Below are 25,376 nucleotides of genomic sequence, written 5' to 3'. Positions count from 1 at the left end.
ATTATTCTGCACTCTCCTGGGAAACAGTCTCTGCTGTTGCTTCTTCTGCAGCTGCTTCCTCTGTCGGCTGCTCCGGTGCAAGACCTGCGATCTCTCTTAAATCCTCTTCCTCGTGCTGTCCCGGAAGGATCTTAACCTTTCCGTGATATAACTCGTCGATTGCGATGGAAAGCGGTTTCTTGCCTTTTACATTATCTGCAAGAGGCTTTGCTCCGCCGATCAGCTGGCGTGCACGCTTGCTGGTTGCAAGGATCAGTGAATAACGGCTGTTGAGCACCATGCTCTCATCGTCGTCCTCGTTGTTTGTATTGATTGCTTCAATTAATTCAGAATAAGATGGATGGATCATATATATACTCCTTTCAAATTTGAGGGCCTTTGCAGCGTGCAGGAACCAGTTTCTGTAAATACCAGAAAGCCTTTCCTGACATGCTTCGGCCGTAATTTCTCGTTACTTGATAGTAACATTTTATCATAAAGGCCGGGAACCGGTTTCTATTTAAAACATGTTCCTAACCTAAATTAACAAATTGATATCTGCTGGCAGCACCACTGTAAAAATCAGATAAATTAACAGGAACAGTTACATCCTGCTCTCTCAGTCGGACATATACGTCAAACGCACCAGTTTGCAAATCTATCTCAATTTTCTGTAAATTTAGCTGCCTGCGCCTGGATCTCATGGATGAAATCCAGATTTCTCTTCATGGAAAAATGCTCGCTCTGGATGATGCCGTGAAGTCTGTCCACTGCCTCATCAAGCTGGTCATTTACCAGAACGTAATCATACTCGTCCACGCCCTCCGCTTCCTGTGCTGCTCTGGCAAGACGCTGGTGGATCACTTCTGCAGTCTCCGTGCCTCTTCCCACAAGACGCTCTCTTAACACTTCCATGGAAGGTGCAGTCACAAATACCAGCACTGCCTCCGGGAATTTCTTCTTGATCTTGCGCGCGCCCTGGATCTCAATCTCAAGGATCACATCGCGTCCCTGTGAAAGCTGCTCTTCCACATAGGCCTTAGGTGTGCCGTAATAATTCTCAACATACTGGGCATATTCAATCAGCTGATCCTGACGGATCATCTCTTCAAACTCTTCTCTGGTGCGGAAAAAATACTCTCTTCCGTCCTCTTCCCCTGGCCTGGGGTTTCTTGTGGTGGCAGACACAGACAACGCATAATTGTCATATTTCGCCATCAGGCTTTTCATAATGGTGCCTTTCCCTGCTCCGGAAAAACCGGAAACAACTACCAGAACTCCTCTACTCATGGCCCTCTCCCTTACTTTCAAAATCGTGTACCTCTGCAAATCTGCGGGCAATGGTGTCCGGCTGGATTGCAGATAAAATCAGAATGTCGTCAGATGTCACGATCACGGACTTGGTCTTCCTGCCCTGGGTGGCATCTACAAGGGAATTGGTTCCCTTCACACTCTGAACCATTCGTTTCACCGGTGCGGCATCCGGGTTCACCACAGCTACAATTTTCTGGGAATTCACCACATTGCCGAATCCGATATTGATTAATTTTGCCATGTTTTCCCCCTTCTGTCAATATAAAGGAAAGATTACGCAAAAAGTATTTTGCATAATCCGTAACCCTGCGGATTGCTCCGCCGCTATGCGGCTGGCCTTGATTCCCTGGCATTACTCTATATTCTGGATCTGCTCACGGATTTTCTCAATCTCGGTTTTCAGATCAATGGCAATGTTGGAAATCACCAGGTCACTGGATTTCGACAGGATCGTATTTGCCTCACGGTTCATCTCCTGAGCCATGAAATCAAGCTTGCGGCCAATCCCCTCTTTCTCCTCCAGCATTCTCTTCATGCCCTGAATATGGCTGTGAAGACGCACAGTCTCCTCATCATTACAGATTTTGTCAGAGAACAGGATCACTTCTGCTGCAATGCGGGAATCCTCTATCTGGGAATCCTCAAGAAGCTCATGCACCTTCGCTTCCAGCTTCTCTCTGTAAGAATCCACAACCAGCGGAGAACGCTCCTCCACCTGGTTCACCTTCTCATCCAGTGCCTCCAGCTTGGTGATCAGGTCATTCTTAAGATGCTCGCCTTCTCTTTCACGGGCCTGGGCAAATTTCTCACAGGCTTCGCGAAGGGGGCCTTCCAGTACTGCCCAAAGCTCTTCCTCGTCTACAGACTGCTCCTCCATAGTCAGAACATCCGGATAACGGGAAAGAGCCCCTGCCTTCACGTCATTCTCAATGCCAAACTCCTCTGCCATCTGGCGGATATAGGCCATGTACTCAGATGCAAGCTCTTTATTATATTTCAATGCGCCACAGCTTAAGGTATAATCTTCATAGGTAATAAATACATCTACCTTGCCTCGCTGCATATATGTCTTCATAAGATTCCGGATAGCACCCTCCAGAAAACCAAGCTTCCTTGGCATCTTAATGCTCAGATCCAGATATCTGTGATTGACGGATTTTAATTCAACGGTGATTTTCCGATCTTTTGTAATCACCTCGGCTCTTCCAAAGCCGGTCATGCTTTTTATCATAGTAATCTCTTTCTGTATTTTGATTTTTGTTCCGAATGATGTCAGCCCCAAACAGCTTACATCACTTCTACGCATACAGATTTATTATAGTTCATTCCAAAACCCTAGTCAAATCATTTTTTTGCTGTTATAATATATTCTGATATCAGGGGCAAAAGGTCAAAAAGCCGTTCATGCTTGCATGATAAGGCTTTTGAACTTGGGACCCGCCGAACATAAGGAAGTAGCGATTTACGTAGTAAATCAGCGGATTCCGAATGTTCGAGAATTGCGGGAGCTGCTTCGCAGCGGAGCAATTCGTGGATATCAAGTTCGGGGCAAAAGACTTTTTGACCCGAACATCATAGTATAGAAAGGAGTTATTCCTATGGCCTTTGACGGAATTACCATTGCAGCAATGGTTTCTGAATTAAATAAAAATCTCTCCGGCGGACGCATCAACAAGATTGCCCAGCCAGAGAGCGATGAGCTTCTCATCACCGGGAAAGGGGCAAACGGCCAGAAGCGTCTGCTGCTCTCAGCCAGTGCTTCCCTTCCCCTGATCTATTTCACAGGCAAGAACCGGATCAGTCCCCTCACTGCCCCCAACTTCTGCATGCTTCTTCGCAAGCACATCGGCAGTGCAAGGATCACAGCCATCCGCCAGCCGGAACTGGAACGTGTAGTGGAATTTGAGCTGGAGCATCTCAACGAGCTGGGCGACGTGTGCCACAAGGTTCTGATCATGGAGCTGATGGGCAAGCACAGCAACATTATTTTCTGCGATGACCAGAATATGATCCTGGACAGCATCAAGCACGTATCCTGCAACGTAAGCTCCGTCCGCGAAGTTCTTCCCGGACGCCCCTACTTTATTCCACACACTCAGGACAAGCTGGACCCGCTCACCATTTCCAAAGAAGACTTTATGGAAAAAGTCTGCGGAAAATCTACCGCCATTTCCAAGGCTCTTTACCAGACTCTTACCGGTCTTAGCCCGGTGATGGCACAGGAGCTTTGCTACCGCGCTTCCATTGACGGAAATGATGAGGCCACAGCCCTTGAGGAAAATGCCCGTGAAAAATTATATCAGGAATTTTCCGGTATGATGGAGCAGATCCGCAGGGAAGAATTTACCCCTGTTATTGTATACAAAGGAGATGAACCTGTAGAATACGGCGTTTTTCCTTTTGCTCAGTATGGAGAAGGCTTCTCCAGCCAGACGTATGAATCCGTTTCCGAGATGCTGGAAACCTACTACGCTTCCCGTGACGTGATCACCCGCATCCGCCAGAAATCCGCGGACCTTCGCAAGATCGTCCAGACCGCCCTTGACCGCAACCGCAAGAAGTTAAGTATTCAGCAGAAGCAGATGAAGGACACAGAGAAAAAGGACAAGTACAAGATCTACGGCGAGCTGATCAACACCTACGGCTACGGCCTGGAAGAAGGATGCAAATCCTTTAAAGCTGTAAACTATTATAATGGAGAGGAAATCACCATTCCCCTTGACCCTACCCTCACTCCCCAGGAGAATTCCAAGAAATACTTCGACCGCTACGGCAAGCTGAAGCGTACCCAGGAAGCCCTGGAGGTTCAGATTGCAGACACAGCCAGCGAGATCGAGCATCTGGAATCCATTTCCAATGCCCTTGATATTGCCACTGAGGAAAGCGACCTTTCCCAGATCAAGGAAGAGCTGATGGAGTACGGCTACGTGAAACACCATTACGGAAACAAAAAAGGCGCCAAAATGCAGGTGAAGTCCAAGCCCTTCCACTATGTTTCCAGCGATGGCTACGATATTTATGTAGGCAAAAACAACTACCAGAACGACGAGCTTACCTTCAAGTTCGCCACAGGAAACGACTGGTGGTTCCACGCCAAAAAAATGCCCGGTTCCCACGTCGTAGTAAAAACCAAAGACGGCACCCTGCCGGATCGCACCTTCGAGGAAGCAGGCAATCTTGCCGCCTACTATTCCAAGGGACGCACTGCCCCCAAGGTGGAAATTGACTATCTTCAGAAAAAAAATGTGAAAAAGCCAGCCGGAGCCAAGCCTGGATTTGTGGTTTATTACACCAACTATTCTTTGATGGCTTCCCCGGATATTACAGGAATCGAGCAATTATCCTAACCGCGGCAAATGCAGATTTTATTTTGCGGCAAACCGGAATGTTTGCTGCACAACATACATTATTCTAAGAACAGGAGCAACCTATGAGTATTTTAAACGTTGAACACCTTACCCACGGCTTTGGTGACAGAGCTATTTTTCAGGATGTGTCCTTCCGCCTTCTCAAAGGAGAGCACATCGGCCTGGTAGGCGCCAACGGAGAAGGCAAATCCACCTTCTTCAACATTGTAACTGACAAATTAATGCCGGATGAGGGCAAAATCCAATGGGCAAAGAATGTCCGGGTAGGCTATCTGGATCAGCACTCTGTCCTTTCCCAGGGCATGACCATCCGCGATGTACTGAAATCCGCTTTTTCCTGGCTTTTTGAGCTGGAAGAGCGAATGAATACCATCTGCGATTCTCTTGGAGAAGCTTCCCCTGAGGAAATGGAAGCTCTTATGGAGGAGCTTGGAACCATTCAGGATACTATGACCATGCACGATTTTTACATAATCGACTCTAAGGTTGAGGAGGTTGCCCGCGCACTTGGGCTTCTGGATCTGGGGCTTGACCGTGATGTTACAGATTTAAGCGGTGGTCAGCGTACCAAGGTTCTTCTTGCCAAGCTTCTTCTGGAGAAACCGGACATCCTTCTTCTGGACGAGCCCACCAACTATCTGGACGAAGAGCACATTGCCTGGCTGAAGCGTTATCTTCAGGAATATGAGAATGCTTTTATTCTCATCTCCCATGATATTCCGTTTTTGAACGATGTTATCAACATTGTTTACCATATGGAAAACCAGGAGCTGAACCGCTACGTAGGCGACTATGACCACTTCCAGGAGGTTTACGAGGTAAAAAAATCCCAGCTGGAGGCAGCTTACCGCCGTCAGCAGCAGGAAATCAGTGAGCTGAAGGATTTTGTTGCCAGAAACAAGGCTCGTGTTGCCACCCGAAATATGGCAATGTCCAGACAGAAAAAGCTGGACAAAATGGATGTGATCGAGCTTGCAGCTGAGAAGCCGAAGCCGGAATTTCATTTTAAACAGGGACGTACCCCTGGCAAATATATTTTTGAGACCAAGGATCTGGTAATCGGATACGATGAGCCCCTTTCCCGCCCTCTTACGCTTTCCATGGAAAGAGGTCAGAAAATTGCCCTGGTAGGTGCTAATGGAATCGGAAAAACCACTCTTCTGAAAAGTATCCTCGGACTAATCCCTGCACTGAAGGGAACCAGAGAATTAGGAGATAATCTTCAGATCGGTTATTTTGAGCAAGAAGTAAAGGGCGACAATAAAACCACCTGTATTGATGAGATCTGGGCCGAATTTCCATCCTACACCCAGTATGAGGTTCGTTCTGCACTGGCCAAATGTGGTCTTACCACCAAGCATATTGAAAGTCAGGTCCGTGTACTTAGCGGTGGGGAGCAGGCCAAGGTTCGCCTTTGCAAGCTGGTGAATAAAGAAACCAACGTACTCCTTCTGGACGAGCCTACCAACCATCTGGATGTGGACGCAAAGGATGCGTTGAAGGAAGCGCTGAAAGAATACAGAGGAAGCGTTCTTCTTATCTGCCACGAACCGGAGTTTTACCAGGATGTGGTTTCCCAGGTGTGGGACTGCAGTAAGTGGACCACGAAAGTACTTTAATTTAAAACGGACATGTCACCTAACAGCGACATCACCATATATGAAAGTCAGCTGCTTGGCGCCTATGGGCGCTCCCACAGCTGCCAACCGCATTCGTAATCCAGACTATCGCCCTACTTACTCATACGGTCTAGAGCCTGTTTGAAAAAGGCTCTAGAATATCCGATATCCAAAAATTCGCTCATGCAAGCATGGCTCATTCTTGGCTGCCGTCTGGGACTTTCATAATAAAAAAACGCCAGAGAGTTTGATTTCTAGGGTTCACCCAAACTCTCCGGCGTTTTTTAAATACCAGGGTTAAAAACTCAAAAAGCCGTTTGTACTTGCACAATAAGGTTTTGAATTAGGGGCAAAAATTTTGCCCCTAACCTCCATTTTTATTCAGCATCAGCAGCAACCTTGCTTGCTCTTGCCTCGATTTCCTTCTGCTGGATATCTCCAGGTGCCTGCTCATAGCGTGCAAACTCATAGGAGAAGTCTCCGCTTCCGCCTGTCATGGAGCGAAGATCTGTGGAATATCCGTAAATCTCAAGAAGCGGCACATCGGCTTCAATGATAGTATTTCCATTGTGATCCGGATTCATGCCAAGGACACGGCCACGGCGTTTATTCAGATCGCCCATAACGTCACCGGTATATTTGTCCGGAACAGTAACCTTCATGGAAACGATTGGCTCAAGGAGTACAGGAGATGCGTCCATAAAGCCTTTCTTAAATGCCAGAATAGTTGCCATCTTAAATGCCATCTCAGAGGAATCTACCGGATGATAGGATCCGTCATAAAGAGTAGCCTTCACACCTACTACCGGATATGCAGCCAGAGGTCCCTTCTGAACGCATTCCTGAAGTCCCTTCTCAACTGCCGGGAAGTAGTTCTTCGGAACTGCACCGCCAACTACAACCTGCTCAAATACATATGGAGTCTCCATATCACCGGACGGCTCAAAGCGCATCTTAACATGACCATACTGTCCGTGTCCGCCGGACTGTTTCTTATGCTTTCCTTCTACATCAGAATTCTTGCGAATAGTCTCACGGAACGGAACCTTCGGTTTGGAAAGCTCTACGTCTACTTTATAGCGATCCTTCAGCATGCTGACAACAACGTCAAGATGCTGGTCGCCCATGCCATAAATAAGGCTCTGGCGGTTCGCACCGTCATTCTCAACGCGGACAGTCTTATCCTCGCTCATGATCTTGGACAGAGCCTGGGAAATCTTATCCTCATCACCTTTATTTACAGCCTTAAATCTCTTATAGGTATAAGGTGTGGAAAGGATTGCCTTCGGATAAAGCACCGGATTGGCTTTGCCAGCAAGGCTGTCGCCAGTCTGAACGCTTACCAGCTTGGCAATGGCGCCGATATCACCTGCATGGAGTTCCGGAACCTCGATCGGCTTGGAACCCTGAAGAACATATAATTTGTTCAGGCGCTCCTCTGTACCTTTCTCCACATTGAGAAGGGTATCATCGGATTTGATAACACCGGAGCAAACCTTGATCAGGGAATATTTGCCAAGGAATGGATCCACGATGGATTTCCATACATATGCAGATTTCGCTTTGGCGAAGTCGTAATTTGCTTCAAAAATTTCATTGGTTTTCTGGGAAATACCGTTGCAGGAACGTTTGTCCGGGCTTGGGAAATATCCGCAGATATCATCCAGCAAGTTGGATACGCCGCGAAGATTGATCGGGGATCCCATGCATACCGGAACAATGCTTGCTTCCTGAATATTGGCTGCAAGTGCTGCGGAAACCTCTGTTACAGAGAATTCATCTCCCTCAAAGTAACGATCCATGAATTCCTCGCTGGTCTCTGCCACAGATTCCATCAGGATATCATGATATTTCTCAAGGTACTCATCCAGGTAAGAAGGAATCGCACATTCTTCCTTCTGTCCCTTGTCAATATATTTTCTTCCGGCCTGCTTCACAACGTTTACATATCCCACAAACTTGCCGTCCTCACGAATTGGGAAATGAAGCGGAGCAATCTTCTTGCCGTAAAGCTCAGTAAGCTGATCTACTACCTTACGATAGCTGACATCGTCCACGTCCATATCGGTAACGAAAATCATACGCGGAAGTTTGTACTTCTCGCACAGATTCCATGCCTTCTGGGTACCAACCTGTACGCCGGCTTTACCAGATACTACGATGATTGCTGCGTCTGCAGCGCTGACAGCTTCCTCGACCTCTCCTACGAAATCAAAATATCCGGGAGTGTCCAGAATGTTTACCTTGTTCTTCTGCCACGGGACCGGAATCACAGATGTAGTAATGGAAAAGTGTCGTTTGATCTCTTCTTTATCATAATCACTGACAGTGTTGCCATCTTCCACTTTGCCTAAACGGTTGGTCAAGCCTGCCAGATATGCCATTGCTTCTGCCAGAGTTGTCTTGCCAGCCCCACCGTGACCTAATAGGACTACATTTCTGATTCGGTCAGTTCTAAAAACGTCCATATGTAATACCTCCCTGTTTGTCTGATATGTTCATATATTACTAAATATTCAGAAGAATTTCAAGTATTTTCTGGGATTTTGACGGTCTTTTTTCAAAAAAGTTTAGATTATTTTGTCATTTTCGTGGGAATTGACAATTTGCGAGGAATCTCGTACAATGACAGAAGGTAATTTCTTATTTAAAACGCGGGTAATATTCCGCGAGGTATTTTTTGTGAACAAAGTTCACGAAAAATCCGAGACTAGCAGCGCGAAATCATGCCTGCATGATTTCTGTGCATCGCGAAGCGCGTTACTGTGAACAAAGTGAACTGTAACGTTTCTCACTTTAACGAAGGAAAGGAAACGATATTATAATGAAGACAATCGGTTTTATCGGTCTTGGTCTGATCGGCGGTTCCATCGCCAAAGCCATCCGGAAGTACCATCCGGACTACCACATTCTGGCCTATAACCGCAGCAAGGAAGCACTTGTCTCTGCACTTAGCAGCGGCATTATAGATGGTGTCTGCGAGGAAATGAAGGATCCAAGGTTTGGAACCTGTGACTATGTATTTCTTTGCGCACCAGTAGAAATCAATCTGGAATGCCTGGCATACTTAAAGGAGATCCGTCAGGACGGATGCATCATTACAGATGTGGGAAGCGTAAAGGGAATCATCCACCAGAAGGTTGAGGAACTTGGAATGACAGACTGCTTCATCGGCGGTCATCCAATGGCTGGTTCTGAGAAAATCGGATTCGACCATTCCAATGAGCGCATTCTGGAGAACGCTTACTATATTCTTACTCCAGGCGGCGAAGTTGGGCTGGAATATATTGGAGATTTCACAGAGCTGATCCGCTCCCTTGGGGCCATTCCTATGGTGCTCACTGCAGAGGAGCACGATTTCATCACTGCAGGTGTGAGCCATCTGCCCCACATTATCGCATCTGCGCTTGTCAATCTTGTGAAAACACTGGACAATGACGCGGAATATATGAAAACCATCGCAGCCGGCGGCTTCCGGGACATTACAAGGATCGCTTCCTCTTCTCCTGTAATGTGGCAGCAGATCTGCATGGAAAATCACGAGAACATTTCCAATGTTCTGGATGACTACATCCGCATGCTGATCCAGATCCGCTGTTCCATTGACAACTGCGCTTCTGACGGCAGGGAAGCAGACGCCATTTACCAGATGTTTGCAAGCTCCAGGGATTACCGTGACTCCATCGATGTGGTAGATAATGGGCCCATCCGCAAGGCTTATGTGCTTTATCTGGATATTGCAGATGAGGCCGGTGGAATTGCTACCATCGCAACCATTCTTGCTATGGACAAGATCAGTATCAAGAATATCGGCATCATCCACAACCGTGAATTTGAACAGGGCGTTCTGAAAATCGAATTTTATGAGGAAGACGCCATGGAGCGGGCAATTGCACTTTTGAAGAAGCGCAATTATATCGTTTATGAACGATAATCTGTGCCCCAGCGGTTGTTTATAAAGGATACATTACAATCAATTTTTCAAACAAACACTGTATCAGTACAGTAAATATGAAGTAACCGCCATATTGACTCGTCTAATTCTTCTATGGCAGATACTCCATTTTGCTGTATTAGACTTTTCATTTAAGGAACGATTATTATGGAAATAAAAAAATTAACCAATCTCCACGGCGAGATTACCGTCCCAGGCGACAAATCCATCTCCCACCGTGCTGTCATGTTCGGTTCCCTTGCCAAAGGGACCACCCGCATCATCCATTTTCTGGAAGGAGCCGACTGCCTTTCCACCATCTCCTGTTTCCGCAAAATGGGCATCGACATCGAGAACAACAACGGCGAAATCCTGGTCCACGGAAAAGGACTTCGCGGACTTTCTTCCCCAACTGACATCTTAGATGTAGGAAACAGCGGCACCACAACCCGCCTGATTTCCGGTATCCTTGCAGGACAGAATTTTGTATCCGAACTGACCGGAGACAACTCCATCCAGAGCCGCCCTATGAAACGGATTATGACTCCCCTTCTTTCCATGGGAGCCGACATCACCAGCATAAAAGGAAACAACTGCGTTCCCCTTCGGATTGCCGGACACCCGCTGAAAGCCATTCACTACGATTCTCCGGTTGCTTCTGCCCAGGTGAAATCCTGTGTGCTTCTGGCAGGCATGTACAGTGACGGCGTTACCAGCGTCACAGAACCCGTCCTTTCCAGAAACCACACGGAGATCATGCTGAATTATTTCGGCGCACAGGTAACCTCTGAGGGAACCACCGCTTCCATTGTTCCGGAACCTTCTCTTCATGCAAGGGAAATCACTGTACCAGGCGATATTTCTTCTGCCGCTTACTTTATTGCAGCAGGCCTTCTGGTTCCAGGAAGCGAGATCCTTCTGAAAAACGTGGGGATCAACCCTACCAGAGACGGGCTTCTTCGCGTCTGCAAAGACATGGGCGCTGACATTACCATGCTGAATGTGAATATGGACGGCGAGCCAACTGCGGACCTTCTGGTACGCACCAGTTCGCTTCACGGTACCACTGTAGGAGGCGAAATTATCCCTACTTTGATCGACGAGATCCCGATGATCGCGGTTATGGCGGCTTTCGCAGAGGGAACCACCATCATCAAGGATGCCAAGGAGCTTAAGGTAAAAGAATCCGACCGTATTCTGGTTATGGCAGAGAATCTCTCCCGCATGGGTGCTGACATCACCCCGACAGATGACGGCATGATCATTCATGGCGGCAAGCCGCTGCACGGCGCCGTGATTGATTCTTATCTGGATCACCGTGTCGCCATGTCATTTGCCATCGCCGGACTCCTCTGCGACGGTCCGCTTTCCATTAAAGGTGGCGACTGTGTGAAGATTTCCTATCCGGAATTTTATGAAGATCTGTATCGTTTAGGCGAATAACCCTTCCCTCCTCTTAGGTTACCATAGCGATCTGAGGCAAGTGAATTAAGCAAAAATAATAAAAGCCGAAATTTTCCAGAAAAGCATCTGTATGGAGTTTCGGCTTTCTTTTATGCAATATCTTTTTTCTTCAAATCTCCTTTCTCAAAATGGGTAAAATCTGGCTGTTTGTTCGGTTAATGACCTTTCTTTTTTCAAATATTTTCTCTTTGAGATGGTTGTTTTTCCGCCTCATTCTGTTAAATAATAATCAATGTTAGTTTGATGTAATCGTCTTTTTCACTATATAATTCTTCTGTTTTCCTAATTTCATTATGTATTTTTCACATTTTATCATGTATTTATTTGTGCACAATTTTAAAATTCGTTTTATTCCGATTTTTATATTGATATTTTTTTAACACATTCGACGAAGTTGAAAAACTTCCTGTTTTCCCCTTTTTTTCCTGGAAAAAATAACGTATAATCTCACTGTAAGTTGAGGAACACTAAAAGACAAACAAAACGAACCGAGATCAGCCCAGACAAAAGAGCGGCTGGTACAAAGAAAGGAGCCAGAAATAATGAAAATTTTATTTTACGGAACCAAAAATTATGACGAGCAGTTTTTTGACAAACTTCTGCCTGAATTCCCAGGTATTGAAATTAAATTTATCGAAGCGAATATCCACGAAGAGACCGCTTCTCTTGCAAAGGGCTATGAAGCCATCTGTGCATTTGTAAATGCGGATCTGAGTACGAAAGTTATAGAAGAGTTACACCAGCAGGGCGTGAAACTGATCCTTATGCGCTGCGCAGGTTACAACAACGTCGATCTGAAAACAGCACAGAAATACGGTATCAAGGTTCTGCGTGTACCGGGTTATTCTCCGGAAGCAGTTGCAGAGCACGCAATGGCACTTGCCCTTACTGCCAACCGTCACACGCACAAGGCGTACATCAAATGCCGTGAGAACAACTTTACCTTAAATGGTCTTATGGGCGTGAACCTTTATAAGAAAACAGCTGGAATCATCGGTACCGGAAAGATCGGACAGGCTATGGCAAGAATCTGCAAGGGATTTGGAATGCGCGTCATCGCTTATGATCTTTTCCCGAATAAGAGCCTTGATTTCCTGGAGTATGTTTCGCTGGACGAGCTGCTTGCTACCAGTGATCTGATCAGTCTCCACTGCCCGCTTACCGATGAGACCAAGCATATCATCAATGAGAAAACAATTGCGCAGATGAAGGATGGCGTGATTCTTGTGAATACTTCCCGCGGCGGCCTGATCAAGACAGAGGATCTGATTTCCGGCATCCGCGATCACAAGTTCTTCGCAGTTGGACTGGACGTTTACGAGGAGGAATCTGATTATGTATTCGAGGATCTGTCCGAGAGCATTATGCAGACTTCCCTGATCCAGCGTCTCCTCTCCTTCCCGAACGTCACCATGACCTCCCACCAGGGATTCTTCACCGAAGAAGCCCTCACCAACATCGCCGAGACCACCATGGAAAATGCACGGGCTTACATGAACGGAGAAGAGCTTAAGAACGAAGTACTTTCATAAGCAGCGCCTCTGTTATTTCAATAAAATAAATGAAAGGTATTTCAAGGCAGAAAGCGTTTGAAATACCTTTTTTGTTTCTTTATAGTAAAAAGCACCACCAGTTGAAGCAACGATTTTTACATCAGCCATACATTTTATCGAATAAGCCAGCTATAATCCTTACGGCAATCAAGAATATAATCCACATACACCGCATGATCTTTGATTTGATAAAGAACTAGATACCACTTTTCCACGAACATCTTATGATATTTATTCGGTGGTATATAAGATTCTTCAAAGAACGGAAAGCGCTGAGACATACGCTCTAAGGAGCGCATCGCTGTGATCAGTTCTTTCTTTTTGGCAGCAGCAGCTTCTTTATTGACCTGTGTCATAAAACGGAAGTGCACTCCCAACATTTGCTTTGCTCTATCAGAAACAATCACCTTATATTTCTTATCTGCCATACACTATACCTCGTCAATCACATCATCAAGGTATGCATCCAGTTCATCAAGAGTACATCCGCTTCTTCCTGCTATTCTGTCTTCCTCAACAGCAAGCAGTTCCTCCCTTAGTTTTAGCATCTTTTCCCAACGGTTGTAAGTTTCAATATCCATAACCACCAAGTCACCTTCACCATTCTTGGTCAGGAATATGGGTTCTTCTGTTTTGCGGCACATATCAGCAATCTCGTTGTAATTTTGGCGAATCGCTGCAGACGGACGAATATTCATATTGACACCTCCTTGGAATCATTGAGATAGTAATATTCTATCTATATTATACTTATCTCATACAACGAAGTCAATGTTTTCAAAAAATTTGCAATTACAAGTTTTCTACATTATTCCGCATATTTCGCCCGTAATAGCGCAATCTCCCTTGTCCAGCCCTCGTCATCATTGGGTGTTTCCAGAATAAATGGTCTGCCTTCCAGGGCGGGGTGGCGGATGACACGGACCAGGGCGTCGAGACCGATCTGGCCTTCGCCGATTTTGGCGTGGCGGTCTTTGTGGCTGCCAAGGCCGTTCATACTATCGTTCAGATGAATTGCTTTCAGATGTTCGAGGCCGATGATACGGTCGAACTCATTCAGCACACCATCCAGATCATTCACAATATCATAGCCGCCATCCCATACATGACAGGTATCCAAACAGACACCCAGCTTGTCTTTCTTCTCCACCAGATCCATAATGGCCCGAAGCTCCTCAAAACGGCTTCCCACCTCAGATCCTTTCCCGGACATGGTTTCAAGAAGAACGGTTGTGGTCTGCTCCTTTGTAAGAACTGCATTCAGTACCTCCGCAATCTTCTGGATTCCAACCTCGATTCCCTGTCCCACATGGCTTCCCGGGTGGAAATTATAGTAATTTCCAGGGGTAAATTCCATGCGCTTCAGATCATCCGCAAAAGTCTCCTTTGCAAACTCTCTCAGATTCTCCTTCACCGCACAGGCATTCAAAGTATAAGGGGCATGAGCCACTATTTTCCCAAATTCATGCTCCCTGGCAAGCTCCAGAAACTTTGCCACATCCGCCGGATCAATAGCCTTGGCATTTCCCCCTCTTGGATTTCTTGTAAAAAACGCGAATGTATTCCCGCCGTTTTTCACCATCTGCCGCCCCATGGCAGCGTATCCTTTAGAAGAAGATGTATGATTTCCTATATATAACATATGCTTTTTCCCTTTCTGCAAATATCCTCCATTGTTCCTGTACACTTTGCGCCAAAACCCCCGCGGAACATTACCAGTGAACAGTCACCTTATTGGTTACTGTTCACTCCGTGCCCAGTAACACGCTTCGCGATGCACAGAAATCATGCAAAGCATGATTTCGCGCCGCAGTTCTCGGGTTTTCTGTGAACTTTGTTCACAAAAAACACCTCGCGGAACATTACCAGTGAACAGTCACCTTATTGTACCATTTCTCCCTTCTTTTTCAAGAAATTTATTGACGAAATCCCTTTTTCTTCTTATACTATTGAAAGATGTGTTCATCTGTAAAAACACGTTCGTCCCACATTTTTACAGAGTTCATTCATACAAAAAGAGGAAGGAAATCGATATGAAAGAACGTGAAAAATTCTCATCCCGACTGGGATTTATCCTGATCTCAGCCGGCTGCGCCATCGGCATCGGTAATGTATGGCGCTTCCCTTACATCACAGGCCAGTACGGCGGTGCTGCCTTCGTACTGATCTATCTTCTGTTCCTGGTAATCCTGGGACTGCCCATCATGGTTATGGAATTTGCAGTCGGCCGCGCAAGCCGCAAATCCGCTGCCAGAAGCTTCCATCTCCTTGAGCCCAAAGGCACCAAATGGCACCTTTACAGCTACGGTGCCATGCTCGGCAACTACATGCTGATGATGTTCTACACCACAGTAGGCGGCTGGATGCTTGCATACTTTTTCAAAATAGCAAGCGGAACCTTCACAGGTCTTGACACAGACGGTGTCGGAAATGTCTTTAACACCCTGCTTTCCAATCCAGGGGAAATGACCTTCTGGATGGTAGTCGTAACCGCTTTTGGATTTGGCACCTGCTGCATGGGACTGCAGAAAGGCGTTGAGCGTATTACCAAAGTTATGATGGTTTGTCTTCTTACCATTATGGTAGTCCTCTGTATCAAGAGCTGTACCCTTCCAGGGGCAATCGAAGGCATTAAGTTCTACCTGCTTCCGGACTTTGGCCGTCTGAAAGAAAACGGACTGCTCTCCGGTATCTACGCTGCTATGGGACAGGCATTCTTCACCCTGAGCCTTGGAATCGGTGCTATGGCGATCTTCGGAAGCTACATCGACAAAGAACGCAGCCTTATGGGCGAATCCATCCAGATCGGAATTCTGGATACCTTCGTAGCGCTGATGGCCGGCCTTATTATTTTCCCGGCATGCTTCGCTTACAACGTAAGTCCTACACAGGGTGTTGGACTTGTGTTCGTAACACTGCCCAACATGTTCAACCAGATGATGGGAGGACGCTTCTGGGGCGCATTGTTCTTTATTTTCATGACATTTGCGGCTCTTTCCACCATCATTGCCGTATTTGAAAATATCTTAAGCTTTGCCATGGATCTGTGGGGATGGAGCCGTAAAAAAGCCGTTGCTGTAAACGGTATCGCCATTTTCATTCTGTCCATGCCATGCGTGCTTGGATTCAATGTATGGAGCGGTTTTCAGCCGCTTGGCGCAGGAAGCACCATTCAGGACCTGGAGGACTTCATTATCTCCAACAACCTGCTTCCCCTTGGAAGCCTTGTTTACCTGCTGTTCTGCGTTACCCGCTATGGATGGGGATGGGACAACTTCATCAAAGAGGCGGATCTTGGAAACGGTGTTAAATTTCCAAAATGGGCACGTCCATATCTCACCTATGTACTGCCGCTTATCGTTCTGTTGATTTTCGTAATGGGTTATTACGATAAGTTTTTCAGATAAAATACCCGCAAAATACCATACCCAACAGGGCAAAAATTCACCGGACTATTTTACAGAAACCTTTGGATTTTTGCCCTTCTGACTATCCAGCGACCTTTTTACACAGTTTCCGGTTCACACCAAATACCAGATAAGGATAAACGTATGCAAAAGAAAAAGAATTTATACAGAAAATCCAGATATTATCGTCGGCGTCAGCAGCTGCTGCGGAGAATTTATGCAGCCATTGGCGGCGTTTTGCTGCTGGTCGTAATCGTTCTGATCGTACGCGGCTGCATGTCCAGACAGGCTAAGACCGCTGATTCTTCCAATGTCAAAAACGAATCCGCTGCAAACGCTGACACTACTTCCGATACCCAAGCTGCCGCTTCGAGTACTGCTGATAGTGAAGCTTCCGCGAACGGAGAAAGCGAGAATTCAGATTCCGCAGCTGGAACGGCCAAAGCCTCCCACGACACCCCTGTTACCCTCACCGTCAGCGTGGTTGGTGACTGCACCCTTGGCACAGATGAAAATTTCGATTACGATACCAGCCTGAACGCATATTTCGAAAGCTATGGAAAGGAATATTTTTTCCAGAATGTAAAAAGCATTTTCGAGGCAGATGATCTGACTATTGCCAATAATGAGGGAACTTTCACCGAAAGCTATGACCGCGAGGACAAAACCTTTGCATTCAAAGCCCCTGCTTCCTTTGCCGGAATTTACTCCTGTAGCTCTGTGGAAGCGGTAAATACAGCCAACAACCACAGCCATGATTACGGCGAGCAGAGCTTCCAGGACACTATGGACGCACTGGACGCCGAAGGAATCGTTCACTTTGGCTATGATGAAACTGCTGTTATGGACGTAAAAGGGGTGAAAGTCGGTCTTATAGGAATTTATGAGCTAAACGACCACCTGGAGCGTAAACAGCAGCTGGAGGACAATATTAATAAGGTAAAAGATGAGGGCGCCGAACTGGTTATCGTCATTTTCCACTGGGGAAATGAAAAAGAAACCGTTCCGGATTCCAACCAGACCACCCTGGGCAGACTTGCCATCGACCTTGGAGCCGACCTGGTATGCGGTCATCATCCTCATGTGCTTCAAGGCGTTGAGGAGTACAAGGGCAAAAATATTGTGTACAGCCTTGGAAACTTCTGCTTCGGCGGCAATTCCTCCCCAAGCGACATGGACACCATGATTTTCCAGCAGACCTTCACTATCACAAATGATGGCGTGCAGGATGATAACGTAACCAACATCATCCCCTGCTCCATCTCCTCTGCCTCTGACTACAACAACTATCAGCCCACTCCCGCAGAAGGCGACGAGAAAACCCGAATCATGGAAAAAATCCAGGAAAGAAGCTCCTGGATTGATACAGAAAATACATATTGAAAATATAAACTACGTATGCTATAATATAGCTAAACAACAAAGACCAAAAGCCATATGTAACAGCAAAAGACCCCAGAGTTGCAGCTCTGGGGTCTTATTCCGTTAAAAAATTATTTTTTAAAGTATCAACATCGCATCTCCAAAGGAGAAGAACCGATACCTCTCCTGCACTGCCACTTCATAGGCATGCATAATATTCTCTTTCCCAGCCAGAGCGGACACCAGCATGACCAAGGTGGATTCCGGCAGGTGGAAATTGGTGATCAGGCCACCGATCATCTTGAATTTGTAGCCTGGATAGATGAAAATCTCGGTCCAGCCACTTCCAGCCTTCAGGATTCCATCCTCTCCTGTGGCAGATTCCAGTGTACGGCAGCTGGTAGTTCCAACTGCGATCACCCGGCCGCCGTTTTTCTTGGTGTCGTTGATCAGCTTCGCCTGGTCCTCTTCCACTATATAAAACTCAGAATGCATGTGATGCTGCTCCACATCATCCACCTTCACCGGGCGGAAGGTTCCAAGTCCTACGTGAAGGGTAACATGGGCAATGTTTACCCCTTTTGCCTTCACCTGTTCCAGCAGTTCTTTGGTGAAATGCAGTCCTGCTGTAGGCGCTGCCGCAGAGCCCTCATGCTTAGCATAAACGGTCTGGTAACGGTTCTTATCCTTTAATTTATGAGTAATATAAGGAGGCAGCGGCATCTCGCCAAGCTGATCCAGAATCTCCTCAAAAATCCCTTCATAATGAAACTGGATCAGGCGGTTGCCCTCGTCAACCACATCAATGATCTCGCCCTTCAAAATGCCGTCACCAAATGTGATCTTCGCACCTGGACGAGCCTTTTTGCCAGGCTTCACCAGGCACTCCCAGATATCATTCTCCCTTCTTTTCAGAAGAAGGATCTCGATCACGGCACCAGTCTCTTCCTTGTGTCCGTAAAGTCTTGCCGGAATTACCTTGGTATCGTTAATCACCAAAGTATCTCCCTTATTCAAATAGTCCAGTATATCCCTGAAATGGCGATGTTCAATGCTTCCATCTGCCATAGAAAGATGCATAAGTCTGGAAGAACTTCTATCCTCCAGCGGATCCTGGGCAATCAGCTCCTGGGGGAGCTCATAGTAAAAATCAGATGTTCTCATCTTTGGATTCCTCCTTTTTCCACTGCTTTTTCAGCTGCCGCACAAAATTCCATTCTTTGTTGGTAAGGTCTGCCTTTTTCAGCAGATCCGGGCGTCTTTTCGCAGTACGGATAATGGACTGCTCTCTGCGCCACTTCTCTATATTTGCATGATGACCGGACATGAGAACCTCCGGAACCTTTTTCCCATGCCACTCTTCCGGCCGGCTGTACTGGGGATATTCCAGAAGATTTCCTGCGAAAGACTCTGTCTCGCCAGATTCCTGGTTGCTGAGCACCCCCGGAACCATACGGGAAATGGAATCCATCATAACCATGGCCGGAAGCTCCCCGCCTGTAAGCACATAGTCTCCAATGGACACATAATCCGTCACAATTTCCTCCAGAACTCTCTCATCGATTCCCTCATAATGACCGCAGAGGAAAACAAGGTCCTCCTCTTTCGCCATATCCCGTGCCATCTGCTGGTTAAACACCTGTCCCTGGGGCGTGAGATAAACCACTCTGGGGCGTTTCCCTGCCTTTTGGGCAATAGCCTCATAGGCCAGGTAAACCGGCTCGGCCTGCATCAGCATTCCTGCTCCGCCGCCGTAAGTATAATCATCCACCTTCTGATGCTTGTTAAAAGCATAATCCCGAATGTTCACCGCTTCTACAGAGAGAATCCCTGCGCTAATGGCACGGCCTGTAATGCTGGTATTCATTCCATTCTGGATCATTTCCGGAAAAAGGGTCAAAACATGGAAATTCATTTACAAAAGTCCTTTCATCAAATGTACAGTCATCACATTTTTCTCCAGATCCACGTCAAGGATACACTCCTTGATCGCCGGAAGAAGTACTTCCTGATGGTCCGGAAGCTCTACTACGTAAACATCATTGGCGCCAGTCTCCATAACATCCTTCAGGGTTCCGAAATGTGTATTGTCCTCCAGAACCACTTCCATGCCGATCAGATCGCCAATATAATATTCGTCCTCATCCAATTCCTGCGCTTCCTCACGGGGAACCCACAGGTCTCTGCCTTTGTACATTTCAATATCATTTATGTTATCGATCCCGTTAAATTTCAGGATCACAAGATTCTTAAAAAACTTCACATTCCGGATTTCCAGCTTCTTCATCTCTCTGCCGGCATCCAGAAGCACATATTCAAGATCCAGGAAGCGCTCCGGATCAGTGGTAGGAAATACCTTCACTTCCCCTCTTACGCCATGAGTGGTTGTAATTACTCCAACCTTTAATAAATCTTCCATTCAAAACTCCTCTGCATAACTGAATAATGGAAAGCCAGTTCTTCTTAATTGCTGTAACAGACTTCCAATGTAAAAACAGGAGCCATGTTTCCACAGCTCCTGCACCATTATATCTTGCTTATCATTGCAGAATATCTACAATCACTTTTTTGCTGCTTTTGGAAGAAGCCGCTTTTACTACGGTACGGATTGCCTTGGCGATTCTGCCCTGACGTCCGATCACCTTACCCATATCAGATGGTCCTACCTTCAGCTCAATGACAACTGCGTCATCCTTTTCTGTTTCGGTAACGACTACTTCGTCCGGATTTTCAACAAGAGATTTTGCAATTACTTCTACTAATTCCTTCATTACACACCTCCCTGATCTGTCCTAGAGCATATCAAAAGGCTCTAATCTGGACGTTACAGAAATACCCCCTGAGAGATACTTCTTATTTCTCGATTCCGGCCTGTTTGAGGATCTTAGCAACAACTTCTGTAGGCTGAGCACCGTTTGCAAGCCATTTCTTAGCTGCTTCTTCGTCAACCTTGCATACGCTTGGCTCCTGGTTCGGATCGTATGTTCCGATCTCCTCGATACATCTTCCGTCACGTTTGCTGCGGGAATCTGCAACAACGATTCTATAGTAAGGTGCTTTCTTCTGTCCCATTCTTCTTAATCTGATCTTTACTGCCATTTTAATTTTCCTCCAGTTGATTTCTCTTTATTAGTTTAATTTAGTTTGTTTATCTAAAAGGGAAGCTTAAAGCCGCCTCTTTTACCACCCATTTTGCCGTTCATCATGCCCGGCATCTGCTTCATCATCTTCTTGCTCTGCTCGAACTGCTTCACAAGGCGATTGACTTCTGCAACATCCACACCAGCGCCTCTTGCAATGCGGTTCTTGCGGGAAACATTGAGGATTCCCGGATTGGAGCGCTCCTGCGGAGTCATGGAAAGGATAATGGACTTGGTTCTGTCCATTGCTTTCTCATCGATCATACTCTCCACATCCTTCATCTTGCTTCCCATACCAGGGAGCATGTTCAGGATACTGGAAATGCCGCCCATCTTATTCATCTGCTCAAGGCTGGTAAGATAGTCATTGAAATCAAAGTCCATCTTCTTCAGCTTCTTGGACATTTCCTGGGCTGCTTCCTGATCAACAGCTGCCTCCGCCTTCTCGATCAGGCTCATTACATCTCCCATACCAAGGATACGGGATGCCATTCGTTCCGGATAAAACTGCTCCAGATCGGAAAGCTTCTCTCCCATACCTACATACAGGATCGGCTTGCCGGTTACGGCTTTGATGGAAAGGGCTGCACCGCCTCGGGTGTCACCATCCATCTTGGTCAGGATCACGCCGTCGATTCCAACCTTCTCTGTGAAAGTCTGGGCTACATTGACTGCGTCCTGTCCGGTCATGGCATCAACTACAAGGATTGTAGCATCCACCTCAATATTAGACTTAATATCAGCAAGTTCCTGCATCATATCCTCATCAATATGAAGACGGCCCGCTGTATCAATGATCACTACATTCTGCTGATTGGCCTTGGCATGTGCAATGGCTGCCTTGGCAATGTCCACTGGGCTCTGCTTATCACCCATGGTAAAGACTTCTACGCCCTGCTTCTCACCATTCACCTGCAGCTGTGTGATCGCTGCGGGTCTATATACATCACAGGCTACCAGAAGAGGTCTCTTACCCTTGGACTTGATCTTACCTGCAAGCTTGGCTGCGGTGGTGGTCTTACCAGCACCCTGGAGACCTGCCATCATAAGCACGGTAAGGTCATTGCCAGGCTTGATCGGAAGTTCTGTAGTCTCGCTTCCCATAAGATTAACCAGCTCTTCATTTACAATCTTGATGACCATCTGGCCTGGATTCAGTCCGTTCATAACGTCCTGTCCAACCGCACGTTCCTGTACAGATTTGGTGAACTGCTTCACCACTCTGAAGTTAACGTCCGCCTCAAGGAGTGCCATCTTAACCTCCTTAAGAGCGATCTTAACATCCTCTTCGGTCAGGCGGCCCTTGCTTCTAAGCTTCTTGAATACATTCTGAAGTTTATCTGTCAAGCTTTCAAATGCCATGAATTATAACTCCTCTAAAATCACATTGGATATTGCCACGATATCATCAGCATGATACCCGGATGCAAGCTCATGTATCCTCTGTACCTGTCCCCGGATATTCACAAACTTCTCAACCAGATGCAGCTTCTCTTCATATCCCTCCAGCGCCCTGTCGCAGCGTCTGACCATATCATGTACGCCCTGACGGCTGATATTCAGTTCTTCTGCAACCTCACTTAAGGAATAATCCTCCAGAACTACACTCTCGTAGATCTGCTGCTGTCTCTTCGTAAGAAGCTCTCCGTAAAAATCATAGAGCAAAGTACGTTCTACAAACTTTTCCATTCGTTATCACCTTGGGTATCATACCTTATTTCGCGGTGTGTGTCAAGTGTTTTTTCTTTACAAGTTGAATTATTTTACTTTCCATGCAAAAAATAATTTTTCTGCAGCATGTAAAAAGCCGGGAATTGTAACTGTTTCATACCTTACAGTTGTGAACCAAAATGCATTCCAGATTTCTTCAGGAATAGCATCCCGGCACAATTCCCAGCCAAATAGTAATCGAATGATCAGTGAATCAGATTGTCGTCATCAAAGTAATTGATTCTCATGGACGCCTTTACATCCTTCAGAGTCTCAGCGGCTTTCGCCTCTGCTACCTTGCTGCCCTCTCTTAAGATGTCGTAAACATCCGGGATTCGCTGCTCCCACATTTTACGGCGCTCGCGGATCGGTCCAAGTTCTGCCTGGAGAACATTGTTCAGGAACTTCTTAACCTTCACATCTCCAAGTCCGCCTCTCTTGTAATGATCCTTCAGCTCATCCAGGTTCTGATAATCCGGAAGGAATTCCGGGAAATACTCTGGCTTGCAGAACGCATCCAGATAAATGAATACCGGGTTGCCGTCTACATTTCCAGGATCCTGAACACGAAGATGGTTCGGGTCTGTGAACATGGACATAACTTTTTTCTTCACCTCATCTGCCTCGTCAGAAAGGTAGATGCAGTTTCCAAGGGATTTGCTCATTTTGGCTTTGCCGTCAATACCTGGCAGACGCAGGCATGCCTTGTTGGAAGGAAGCACGATCTCAGGCTCTGTAAGAGTCTCACCGTATACGGTGTTGAATTTGTGCACGATTTCCTTGCACTGCTCCAGCATTGGAAGCTGATCCTCCCCAACCGGAACTGCCGTTGCGCGGAAAGCGGTAATATCTGCTGCCTGGCTGATCGGATAGCAGAAAAATCCTACCGGAATGCTGGCTTCAAAATTACGCTGCTGGATCTCAGATTTTACAGTTGGGTTACGCTGAACACGGGCCACTGTAACCAGATTCATATAATAGAAGGTAAGCTCTGTAAGTTCCGGAACCATGGACTGGATAAAAATAGTGGATTTGTCCGGGTCAATGCCGCAAGCCAGGTAATCCAGTGCAACCTGGATAATGTTCTGGCGTACTTTCTCCGGATGCTCTGCATTGTCTGTAAGAGCCTGGGCATCTGCGATCATAATATAAATCTCATCATAATTGCCGGAATTCTGCAGTTTTACACGCTCAGATAATGAGCCTACATAATGTCCGACATGAAGACGTCCTGTTGGACGGTCACCTGTCAAAATTACTTTTTTCATAGTGGGTATACTCCTTATTTTTATAAGCTTGCGCGGATCACCTTCGGTCTGCAGCCTGCAGTCTCAAGTGCCTTCACGATCTGATTCTTATGGTCTGTACCAAATGCCTCCAGAGTGATCTTCAGCTCCACAGCCGCATTACGGTTGGTGCTTACAAACTGGTTGTGATCCAGCTTGATAACATTTCCCTGATTCTCTGCGATAATGGAAGCCACACGTACCAGCTCACCTGGCTTATCCGGGATCAGAACAGATACGGTAAAGATTCTGTCACGCTGGATCAGACCATGCTGTACAACGGAAGACATGGTGATCACATCCATATTTCCGCCGCTTAAGATGGAAACGACTTTCTTGTTCTTGAAATCAAGATGACGAAGAGCTGCAACTGTCAGAAGACCGGAGTTCTCCACGATCATCTTGTGATTCTCAACCATATCAAGGAAGGCAACGATCAGCTCATCATCCTCGATGGTAATGATTCCATCCAGGTTCTCCTGGATATATGGGAAAATATGGGATCCCGGAGTCTGAACTGCAGTACCGTCTGCAATGGTATTTACGTGAGGAAGGGTTACAACCTCGCCCTTTTCCAGGGAAGCTTTCATGCAGGCTGCTCCGGCTGGCTCAACACCGATAACTTTAATGTGAGGATTGAGCAGCTTGGCAAGTGTGGAAACACCTGTTGCAAGTCCGCCTCCACCGATTGGTACCAGGATATAGTCTACAAGAGGAAGCTCCTGAATGATCTCCATTGCGATGGTTCCCTGACCGGTTGCAACAGCCGGATCATCAAAAGGATGGATGAAGGTATAGCCTTTTTCCTCTGCCAGGTCCAGTGCATAAGCACAGGCTTCATCGTAAACATCACCGTGAAGGATTACCTCTGCGCCGTATCCTTTGGTGCGCTCTACTTTAATAAGCGGTGTGGTGGTCGGCATTACGATCACTGCTTTCACACCATATTTATGTGCGGCATAGGCAACACCCTGTGCATGGTTTCCTGCGGAAGCTGTAATCAGCCCTTTGCTTCTCTCCTCATCGGAAAGAGTACTGATCTTGTAATAAGCTCCGCGCACCTTGTATGCGCCTGTTCTCTGCATGTTCTCCGGTTTAAAAAATACCTTGTTTCCGGTCAGTTCAGAGAAATAGCTGCTTTTCACCAGCTTGGTCTCCTGGGTTACCTGCTTAACAATTTCTGCCGCTTCTTCAAAACTCTCTAATGTAAGCATTTTTTTATTTTCCTCTCAATGATTTC

General features: G+C 46.6%; 24 protein-coding genes. 7 read left to right on the top strand and 17 right to left on the bottom strand.

Going from position 1 to position 25,376, the window contains the following annotated elements; genetic code table 11:
- Nucleotide 1: 1 nt before the first annotated feature.
- The 4 genes from rpoZ to OCV70_RS16330 all read right to left on the bottom strand — a co-directional run bounded on the left by rpoZ (nucleotide 2) and on the right by OCV70_RS16330 (nucleotide 2,524).
- Complete coding sequence (gene rpoZ / locus OCV70_RS16345; protein ID WP_262579887.1) at nucleotides 2-349, bottom strand: DNA-directed RNA polymerase subunit omega; 348 nt, start codon at nucleotides 347-349, stop codon at nucleotides 2-4.
- Between the two features lie 293 nt (nucleotides 350-642).
- Entirely contained in the window at nucleotides 643-1,269 is a 627-nt protein-coding gene (gene gmk / locus OCV70_RS16340; protein WP_173767538.1) for a guanylate kinase, read from the bottom strand.
- Nucleotides 1,262-1,534 (bottom strand): extracellular matrix/biofilm biosynthesis regulator RemA family protein, encoded by a 273-nt coding sequence (locus OCV70_RS16335; RefSeq protein WP_021924697.1) that lies wholly within the window; start codon nucleotides 1,532-1,534, stop codon nucleotides 1,262-1,264. Before OCV70_RS16335 ends, gmk begins: the two co-directional genes overlap by 8 nt.
- A gap of 111 nt (nucleotides 1,535-1,645) precedes the next feature.
- Nucleotides 1,646-2,524 (bottom strand): YicC/YloC family endoribonuclease, encoded by an 879-nt coding sequence (locus OCV70_RS16330; protein ID WP_021924698.1) that lies wholly within the window; start codon nucleotides 2,522-2,524, stop codon nucleotides 1,646-1,648.
- 367 nt (nucleotides 2,525-2,891) lie between these two features.
- Here OCV70_RS16330 and OCV70_RS16325 point away from each other — a divergent pair, with 367 nt between their 5' ends.
- A complete protein-coding gene (locus OCV70_RS16325; RefSeq protein ID WP_262579886.1) occupies nucleotides 2,892-4,640 on the top strand; it encodes an Rqc2 family fibronectin-binding protein in 1,749 nt (582 codons plus the stop codon).
- An 83-nt stretch (nucleotides 4,641-4,723) separates the two neighbouring features.
- Complete coding sequence (locus OCV70_RS16320; protein WP_186901130.1) at nucleotides 4,724-6,280, top strand: ABC-F family ATP-binding cassette domain-containing protein; 1,557 nt, start codon at nucleotides 4,724-4,726, stop codon at nucleotides 6,278-6,280.
- A 377-nt stretch (nucleotides 6,281-6,657) separates the two neighbouring features.
- On the opposite strand, the gene OCV70_RS16315 is transcribed toward OCV70_RS16320, so the two are convergent.
- Nucleotides 6,658-8,748, bottom strand: a complete 2,091-nt coding sequence (locus OCV70_RS16315; protein ID WP_021926500.1) for an elongation factor G — start codon at nucleotides 8,746-8,748, stop codon at nucleotides 6,658-6,660.
- 356 nt (nucleotides 8,749-9,104) lie between these two features.
- Here OCV70_RS16315 and OCV70_RS16310 point away from each other — a divergent pair, with 356 nt between their 5' ends.
- From OCV70_RS16310 to OCV70_RS16300, 3 genes are all read left to right on the top strand, one after another.
- Nucleotides 9,105-10,214: a prephenate dehydrogenase gene (locus tag OCV70_RS16310; RefSeq protein WP_262579885.1), complete on the top strand. Its 1,110-nt coding sequence runs from the start codon at nucleotides 9,105-9,107 to the stop codon at nucleotides 10,212-10,214.
- Between the two features lie 168 nt (nucleotides 10,215-10,382).
- Nucleotides 10,383-11,657 carry a 3-phosphoshikimate 1-carboxyvinyltransferase gene (aroA, locus tag OCV70_RS16305; RefSeq protein WP_262579884.1) on the top strand — a complete coding sequence of 425 codons (1,275 nt, stop codon included), beginning with the start codon at nucleotides 10,383-10,385 and terminating at the stop codon, nucleotides 11,655-11,657.
- 563 nt (nucleotides 11,658-12,220) lie between these two features.
- Nucleotides 12,221-13,210, top strand: coding sequence for a 2-hydroxyacid dehydrogenase (locus OCV70_RS16300; protein WP_186901126.1), 990 nt, complete (start codon nucleotides 12,221-12,223; stop codon nucleotides 13,208-13,210).
- 134 nt (nucleotides 13,211-13,344) lie between these two features.
- On the opposite strand, the gene OCV70_RS16295 is transcribed toward OCV70_RS16300, so the two are convergent.
- The 3 genes from OCV70_RS16295 to OCV70_RS16285 all read right to left on the bottom strand — a co-directional run bounded on the left by OCV70_RS16295 (nucleotide 13,345) and on the right by OCV70_RS16285 (nucleotide 14,873).
- Entirely contained in the window at nucleotides 13,345-13,659 is a 315-nt protein-coding gene (locus OCV70_RS16295) for a type II toxin-antitoxin system RelE/ParE family toxin (protein ID WP_173767546.1), read from the bottom strand.
- A gap of 3 nt (nucleotides 13,660-13,662) precedes the next feature.
- Entirely contained in the window at nucleotides 13,663-13,929 is a 267-nt protein-coding gene (locus OCV70_RS16290) for a type II toxin-antitoxin system Phd/YefM family antitoxin (RefSeq protein ID WP_021926505.1), read from the bottom strand.
- Nucleotides 13,930-14,039: 110 nt separating this feature from the next.
- Nucleotides 14,040-14,873, bottom strand: a complete 834-nt coding sequence (locus OCV70_RS16285) for a deoxyribonuclease IV (protein ID WP_186901125.1) — start codon at nucleotides 14,871-14,873, stop codon at nucleotides 14,040-14,042.
- 391 nt (nucleotides 14,874-15,264) lie between these two features.
- On the opposite strand from OCV70_RS16285, the gene OCV70_RS16280 reads away from it, so the two are divergent.
- Nucleotides 15,265-16,638 carry a sodium-dependent transporter gene (locus OCV70_RS16280; protein WP_021926507.1) on the top strand — a complete coding sequence of 458 codons (1,374 nt, stop codon included), beginning with the start codon at nucleotides 15,265-15,267 and terminating at the stop codon, nucleotides 16,636-16,638.
- 144 nt (nucleotides 16,639-16,782) lie between these two features.
- Nucleotides 16,783-18,021, top strand: a complete 1,239-nt coding sequence (locus OCV70_RS16275; RefSeq protein WP_262579883.1) for a CapA family protein — start codon at nucleotides 16,783-16,785, stop codon at nucleotides 18,019-18,021.
- A gap of 117 nt (nucleotides 18,022-18,138) precedes the next feature.
- On the opposite strand, the gene queA is transcribed toward OCV70_RS16275, so the two are convergent.
- From queA to ilvA, 9 genes are all read right to left on the bottom strand, one after another.
- Nucleotides 18,139-19,164 carry a tRNA preQ1(34) S-adenosylmethionine ribosyltransferase-isomerase QueA gene (queA, locus tag OCV70_RS16270; protein WP_262579882.1) on the bottom strand — a complete coding sequence of 342 codons (1,026 nt, stop codon included), beginning with the start codon at nucleotides 19,162-19,164 and terminating at the stop codon, nucleotides 18,139-18,141.
- Nucleotides 19,151-19,915: a tRNA (guanosine(37)-N1)-methyltransferase TrmD gene (gene trmD / locus OCV70_RS16265; protein WP_262579881.1), complete on the bottom strand. Its 765-nt coding sequence runs from the start codon at nucleotides 19,913-19,915 to the stop codon at nucleotides 19,151-19,153. Before trmD ends, queA begins: the two co-directional genes overlap by 14 nt.
- Entirely contained in the window at nucleotides 19,916-20,419 is a 504-nt protein-coding gene (gene rimM, locus OCV70_RS16260; RefSeq protein ID WP_021926511.1) for a ribosome maturation factor RimM, read from the bottom strand.
- A 121-nt stretch (nucleotides 20,420-20,540) separates the two neighbouring features.
- Nucleotides 20,541-20,771: a KH domain-containing protein gene (locus tag OCV70_RS16255; protein ID WP_021926512.1), complete on the bottom strand. Its 231-nt coding sequence runs from the start codon at nucleotides 20,769-20,771 to the stop codon at nucleotides 20,541-20,543.
- A gap of 82 nt (nucleotides 20,772-20,853) precedes the next feature.
- Nucleotides 20,854-21,099: a 30S ribosomal protein S16 gene (gene rpsP / locus OCV70_RS16250; protein ID WP_117852013.1), complete on the bottom strand. Its 246-nt coding sequence runs from the start codon at nucleotides 21,097-21,099 to the stop codon at nucleotides 20,854-20,856.
- 53 nt (nucleotides 21,100-21,152) lie between these two features.
- Nucleotides 21,153-22,502 (bottom strand): signal recognition particle protein, encoded by a 1,350-nt coding sequence (gene ffh / locus OCV70_RS16245; protein ID WP_117852018.1) that lies wholly within the window; start codon nucleotides 22,500-22,502, stop codon nucleotides 21,153-21,155.
- A gap of 3 nt (nucleotides 22,503-22,505) precedes the next feature.
- Nucleotides 22,506-22,829: a YlxM family DNA-binding protein gene (gene ylxM, locus OCV70_RS16240; protein ID WP_021925985.1), complete on the bottom strand. Its 324-nt coding sequence runs from the start codon at nucleotides 22,827-22,829 to the stop codon at nucleotides 22,506-22,508.
- Nucleotides 22,830-23,056: 227 nt separating this feature from the next.
- Nucleotides 23,057-24,118 (bottom strand): tryptophan--tRNA ligase, encoded by a 1,062-nt coding sequence (gene trpS / locus OCV70_RS16235; RefSeq protein ID WP_021925986.1) that lies wholly within the window; start codon nucleotides 24,116-24,118, stop codon nucleotides 23,057-23,059.
- A gap of 20 nt (nucleotides 24,119-24,138) precedes the next feature.
- The gene (ilvA, locus tag OCV70_RS16230; protein ID WP_117852029.1) at nucleotides 24,139-25,350 is read right to left on the bottom strand and encodes a threonine ammonia-lyase; all 1,212 of its coding nucleotides are present in this window, start codon (nucleotides 25,348-25,350) and stop codon (nucleotides 24,139-24,141) included.
- Nucleotides 25,351-25,376 lie beyond the last annotated feature (26 nt).

It is taken from the genome of Blautia acetigignens (genome assembly GCF_025566865.1).
Taxonomy (GTDB): domain Bacteria; phylum Bacillota; class Clostridia; order Lachnospirales; family Lachnospiraceae; genus Blautia_A; species Blautia_A acetigignens.
Note: the sequence above shows the minus strand (reverse complement) of the source record. Positions and strands in the feature narration are given on the sequence as shown.

What these genes read in the sequence shown, in the direction of transcription:
- OCV70_RS16320 (WP_186901130.1), top strand. Translation starts at nt 4,724, where the DNA reads ATGAGTATTTTAAACGTTGAACACCTTACCCACGGCTTTGGTGACAGA.
- queA (WP_262579882.1), bottom strand. Translation starts at nt 19,164, where the DNA reads ATGAGAACATCTGATTTTTACTATGAGCTCCCCCAGGAGCTGATTGCC.
- OCV70_RS16295 (WP_173767546.1), bottom strand. Translation starts at nt 13,659, where the DNA reads ATGGCAGATAAGAAATATAAGGTGATTGTTTCTGATAGAGCAAAGCAA.
- rpoZ (WP_262579887.1), bottom strand. Translation starts at nt 349, where the DNA reads ATGATCCATCCATCTTATTCTGAATTAATTGAAGCAATCAATACAAAC.
- aroA (WP_262579884.1), top strand. Translation starts at nt 10,383, where the DNA reads ATGGAAATAAAAAAATTAACCAATCTCCACGGCGAGATTACCGTCCCA.
- OCV70_RS16330 (WP_021924698.1), bottom strand. Translation starts at nt 2,524, where the DNA reads ATGATAAAAAGCATGACCGGCTTTGGAAGAGCCGAGGTGATTACAAAA.
- trmD (WP_262579881.1), bottom strand. Translation starts at nt 19,915, where the DNA reads ATGAATTTCCATGTTTTGACCCTTTTTCCGGAAATGATCCAGAATGGA.
- OCV70_RS16255 (WP_021926512.1), bottom strand. Translation starts at nt 20,771, where the DNA reads ATGAAGGAATTAGTAGAAGTAATTGCAAAATCTCTTGTTGAAAATCCG.
- ffh (WP_117852018.1), bottom strand. Translation starts at nt 22,502, where the DNA reads ATGGCATTTGAAAGCTTGACAGATAAACTTCAGAATGTATTCAAGAAG.
- OCV70_RS16315 (WP_021926500.1), bottom strand. Translation starts at nt 8,748, where the DNA reads ATGGACGTTTTTAGAACTGACCGAATCAGAAATGTAGTCCTATTAGGT.
- trpS (WP_021925986.1), bottom strand. Translation starts at nt 24,118, where the DNA reads ATGAAAAAAGTAATTTTGACAGGTGACCGTCCAACAGGACGTCTTCAT.
- rpsP (WP_117852013.1), bottom strand. Translation starts at nt 21,099, where the DNA reads ATGGCAGTAAAGATCAGATTAAGAAGAATGGGACAGAAGAAAGCACCT.
- OCV70_RS16325 (WP_262579886.1), top strand. Translation starts at nt 2,892, where the DNA reads ATGGCCTTTGACGGAATTACCATTGCAGCAATGGTTTCTGAATTAAAT.
- OCV70_RS16285 (WP_186901125.1), bottom strand. Translation starts at nt 14,873, where the DNA reads ATGTTATATATAGGAAATCATACATCTTCTTCTAAAGGATACGCTGCC.
- ylxM (WP_021925985.1), bottom strand. Translation starts at nt 22,829, where the DNA reads ATGGAAAAGTTTGTAGAACGTACTTTGCTCTATGATTTTTACGGAGAG.
- gmk (WP_173767538.1), bottom strand. Translation starts at nt 1,269, where the DNA reads ATGAGTAGAGGAGTTCTGGTAGTTGTTTCCGGTTTTTCCGGAGCAGGG.
- OCV70_RS16275 (WP_262579883.1), top strand. Translation starts at nt 16,783, where the DNA reads ATGCAAAAGAAAAAGAATTTATACAGAAAATCCAGATATTATCGTCGG.
- ilvA (WP_117852029.1), bottom strand. Translation starts at nt 25,350, where the DNA reads ATGCTTACATTAGAGAGTTTTGAAGAAGCGGCAGAAATTGTTAAGCAG.
- OCV70_RS16335 (WP_021924697.1), bottom strand. Translation starts at nt 1,534, where the DNA reads ATGGCAAAATTAATCAATATCGGATTCGGCAATGTGGTGAATTCCCAG.
- OCV70_RS16290 (WP_021926505.1), bottom strand. Translation starts at nt 13,929, where the DNA reads ATGAATATTCGTCCGTCTGCAGCGATTCGCCAAAATTACAACGAGATT.
- rimM (WP_021926511.1), bottom strand. Translation starts at nt 20,419, where the DNA reads ATGGAAGATTTATTAAAGGTTGGAGTAATTACAACCACTCATGGCGTA.
- OCV70_RS16300 (WP_186901126.1), top strand. Translation starts at nt 12,221, where the DNA reads ATGAAAATTTTATTTTACGGAACCAAAAATTATGACGAGCAGTTTTTT.
- OCV70_RS16280 (WP_021926507.1), top strand. Translation starts at nt 15,265, where the DNA reads ATGAAAGAACGTGAAAAATTCTCATCCCGACTGGGATTTATCCTGATC.
- OCV70_RS16310 (WP_262579885.1), top strand. Translation starts at nt 9,105, where the DNA reads ATGAAGACAATCGGTTTTATCGGTCTTGGTCTGATCGGCGGTTCCATC.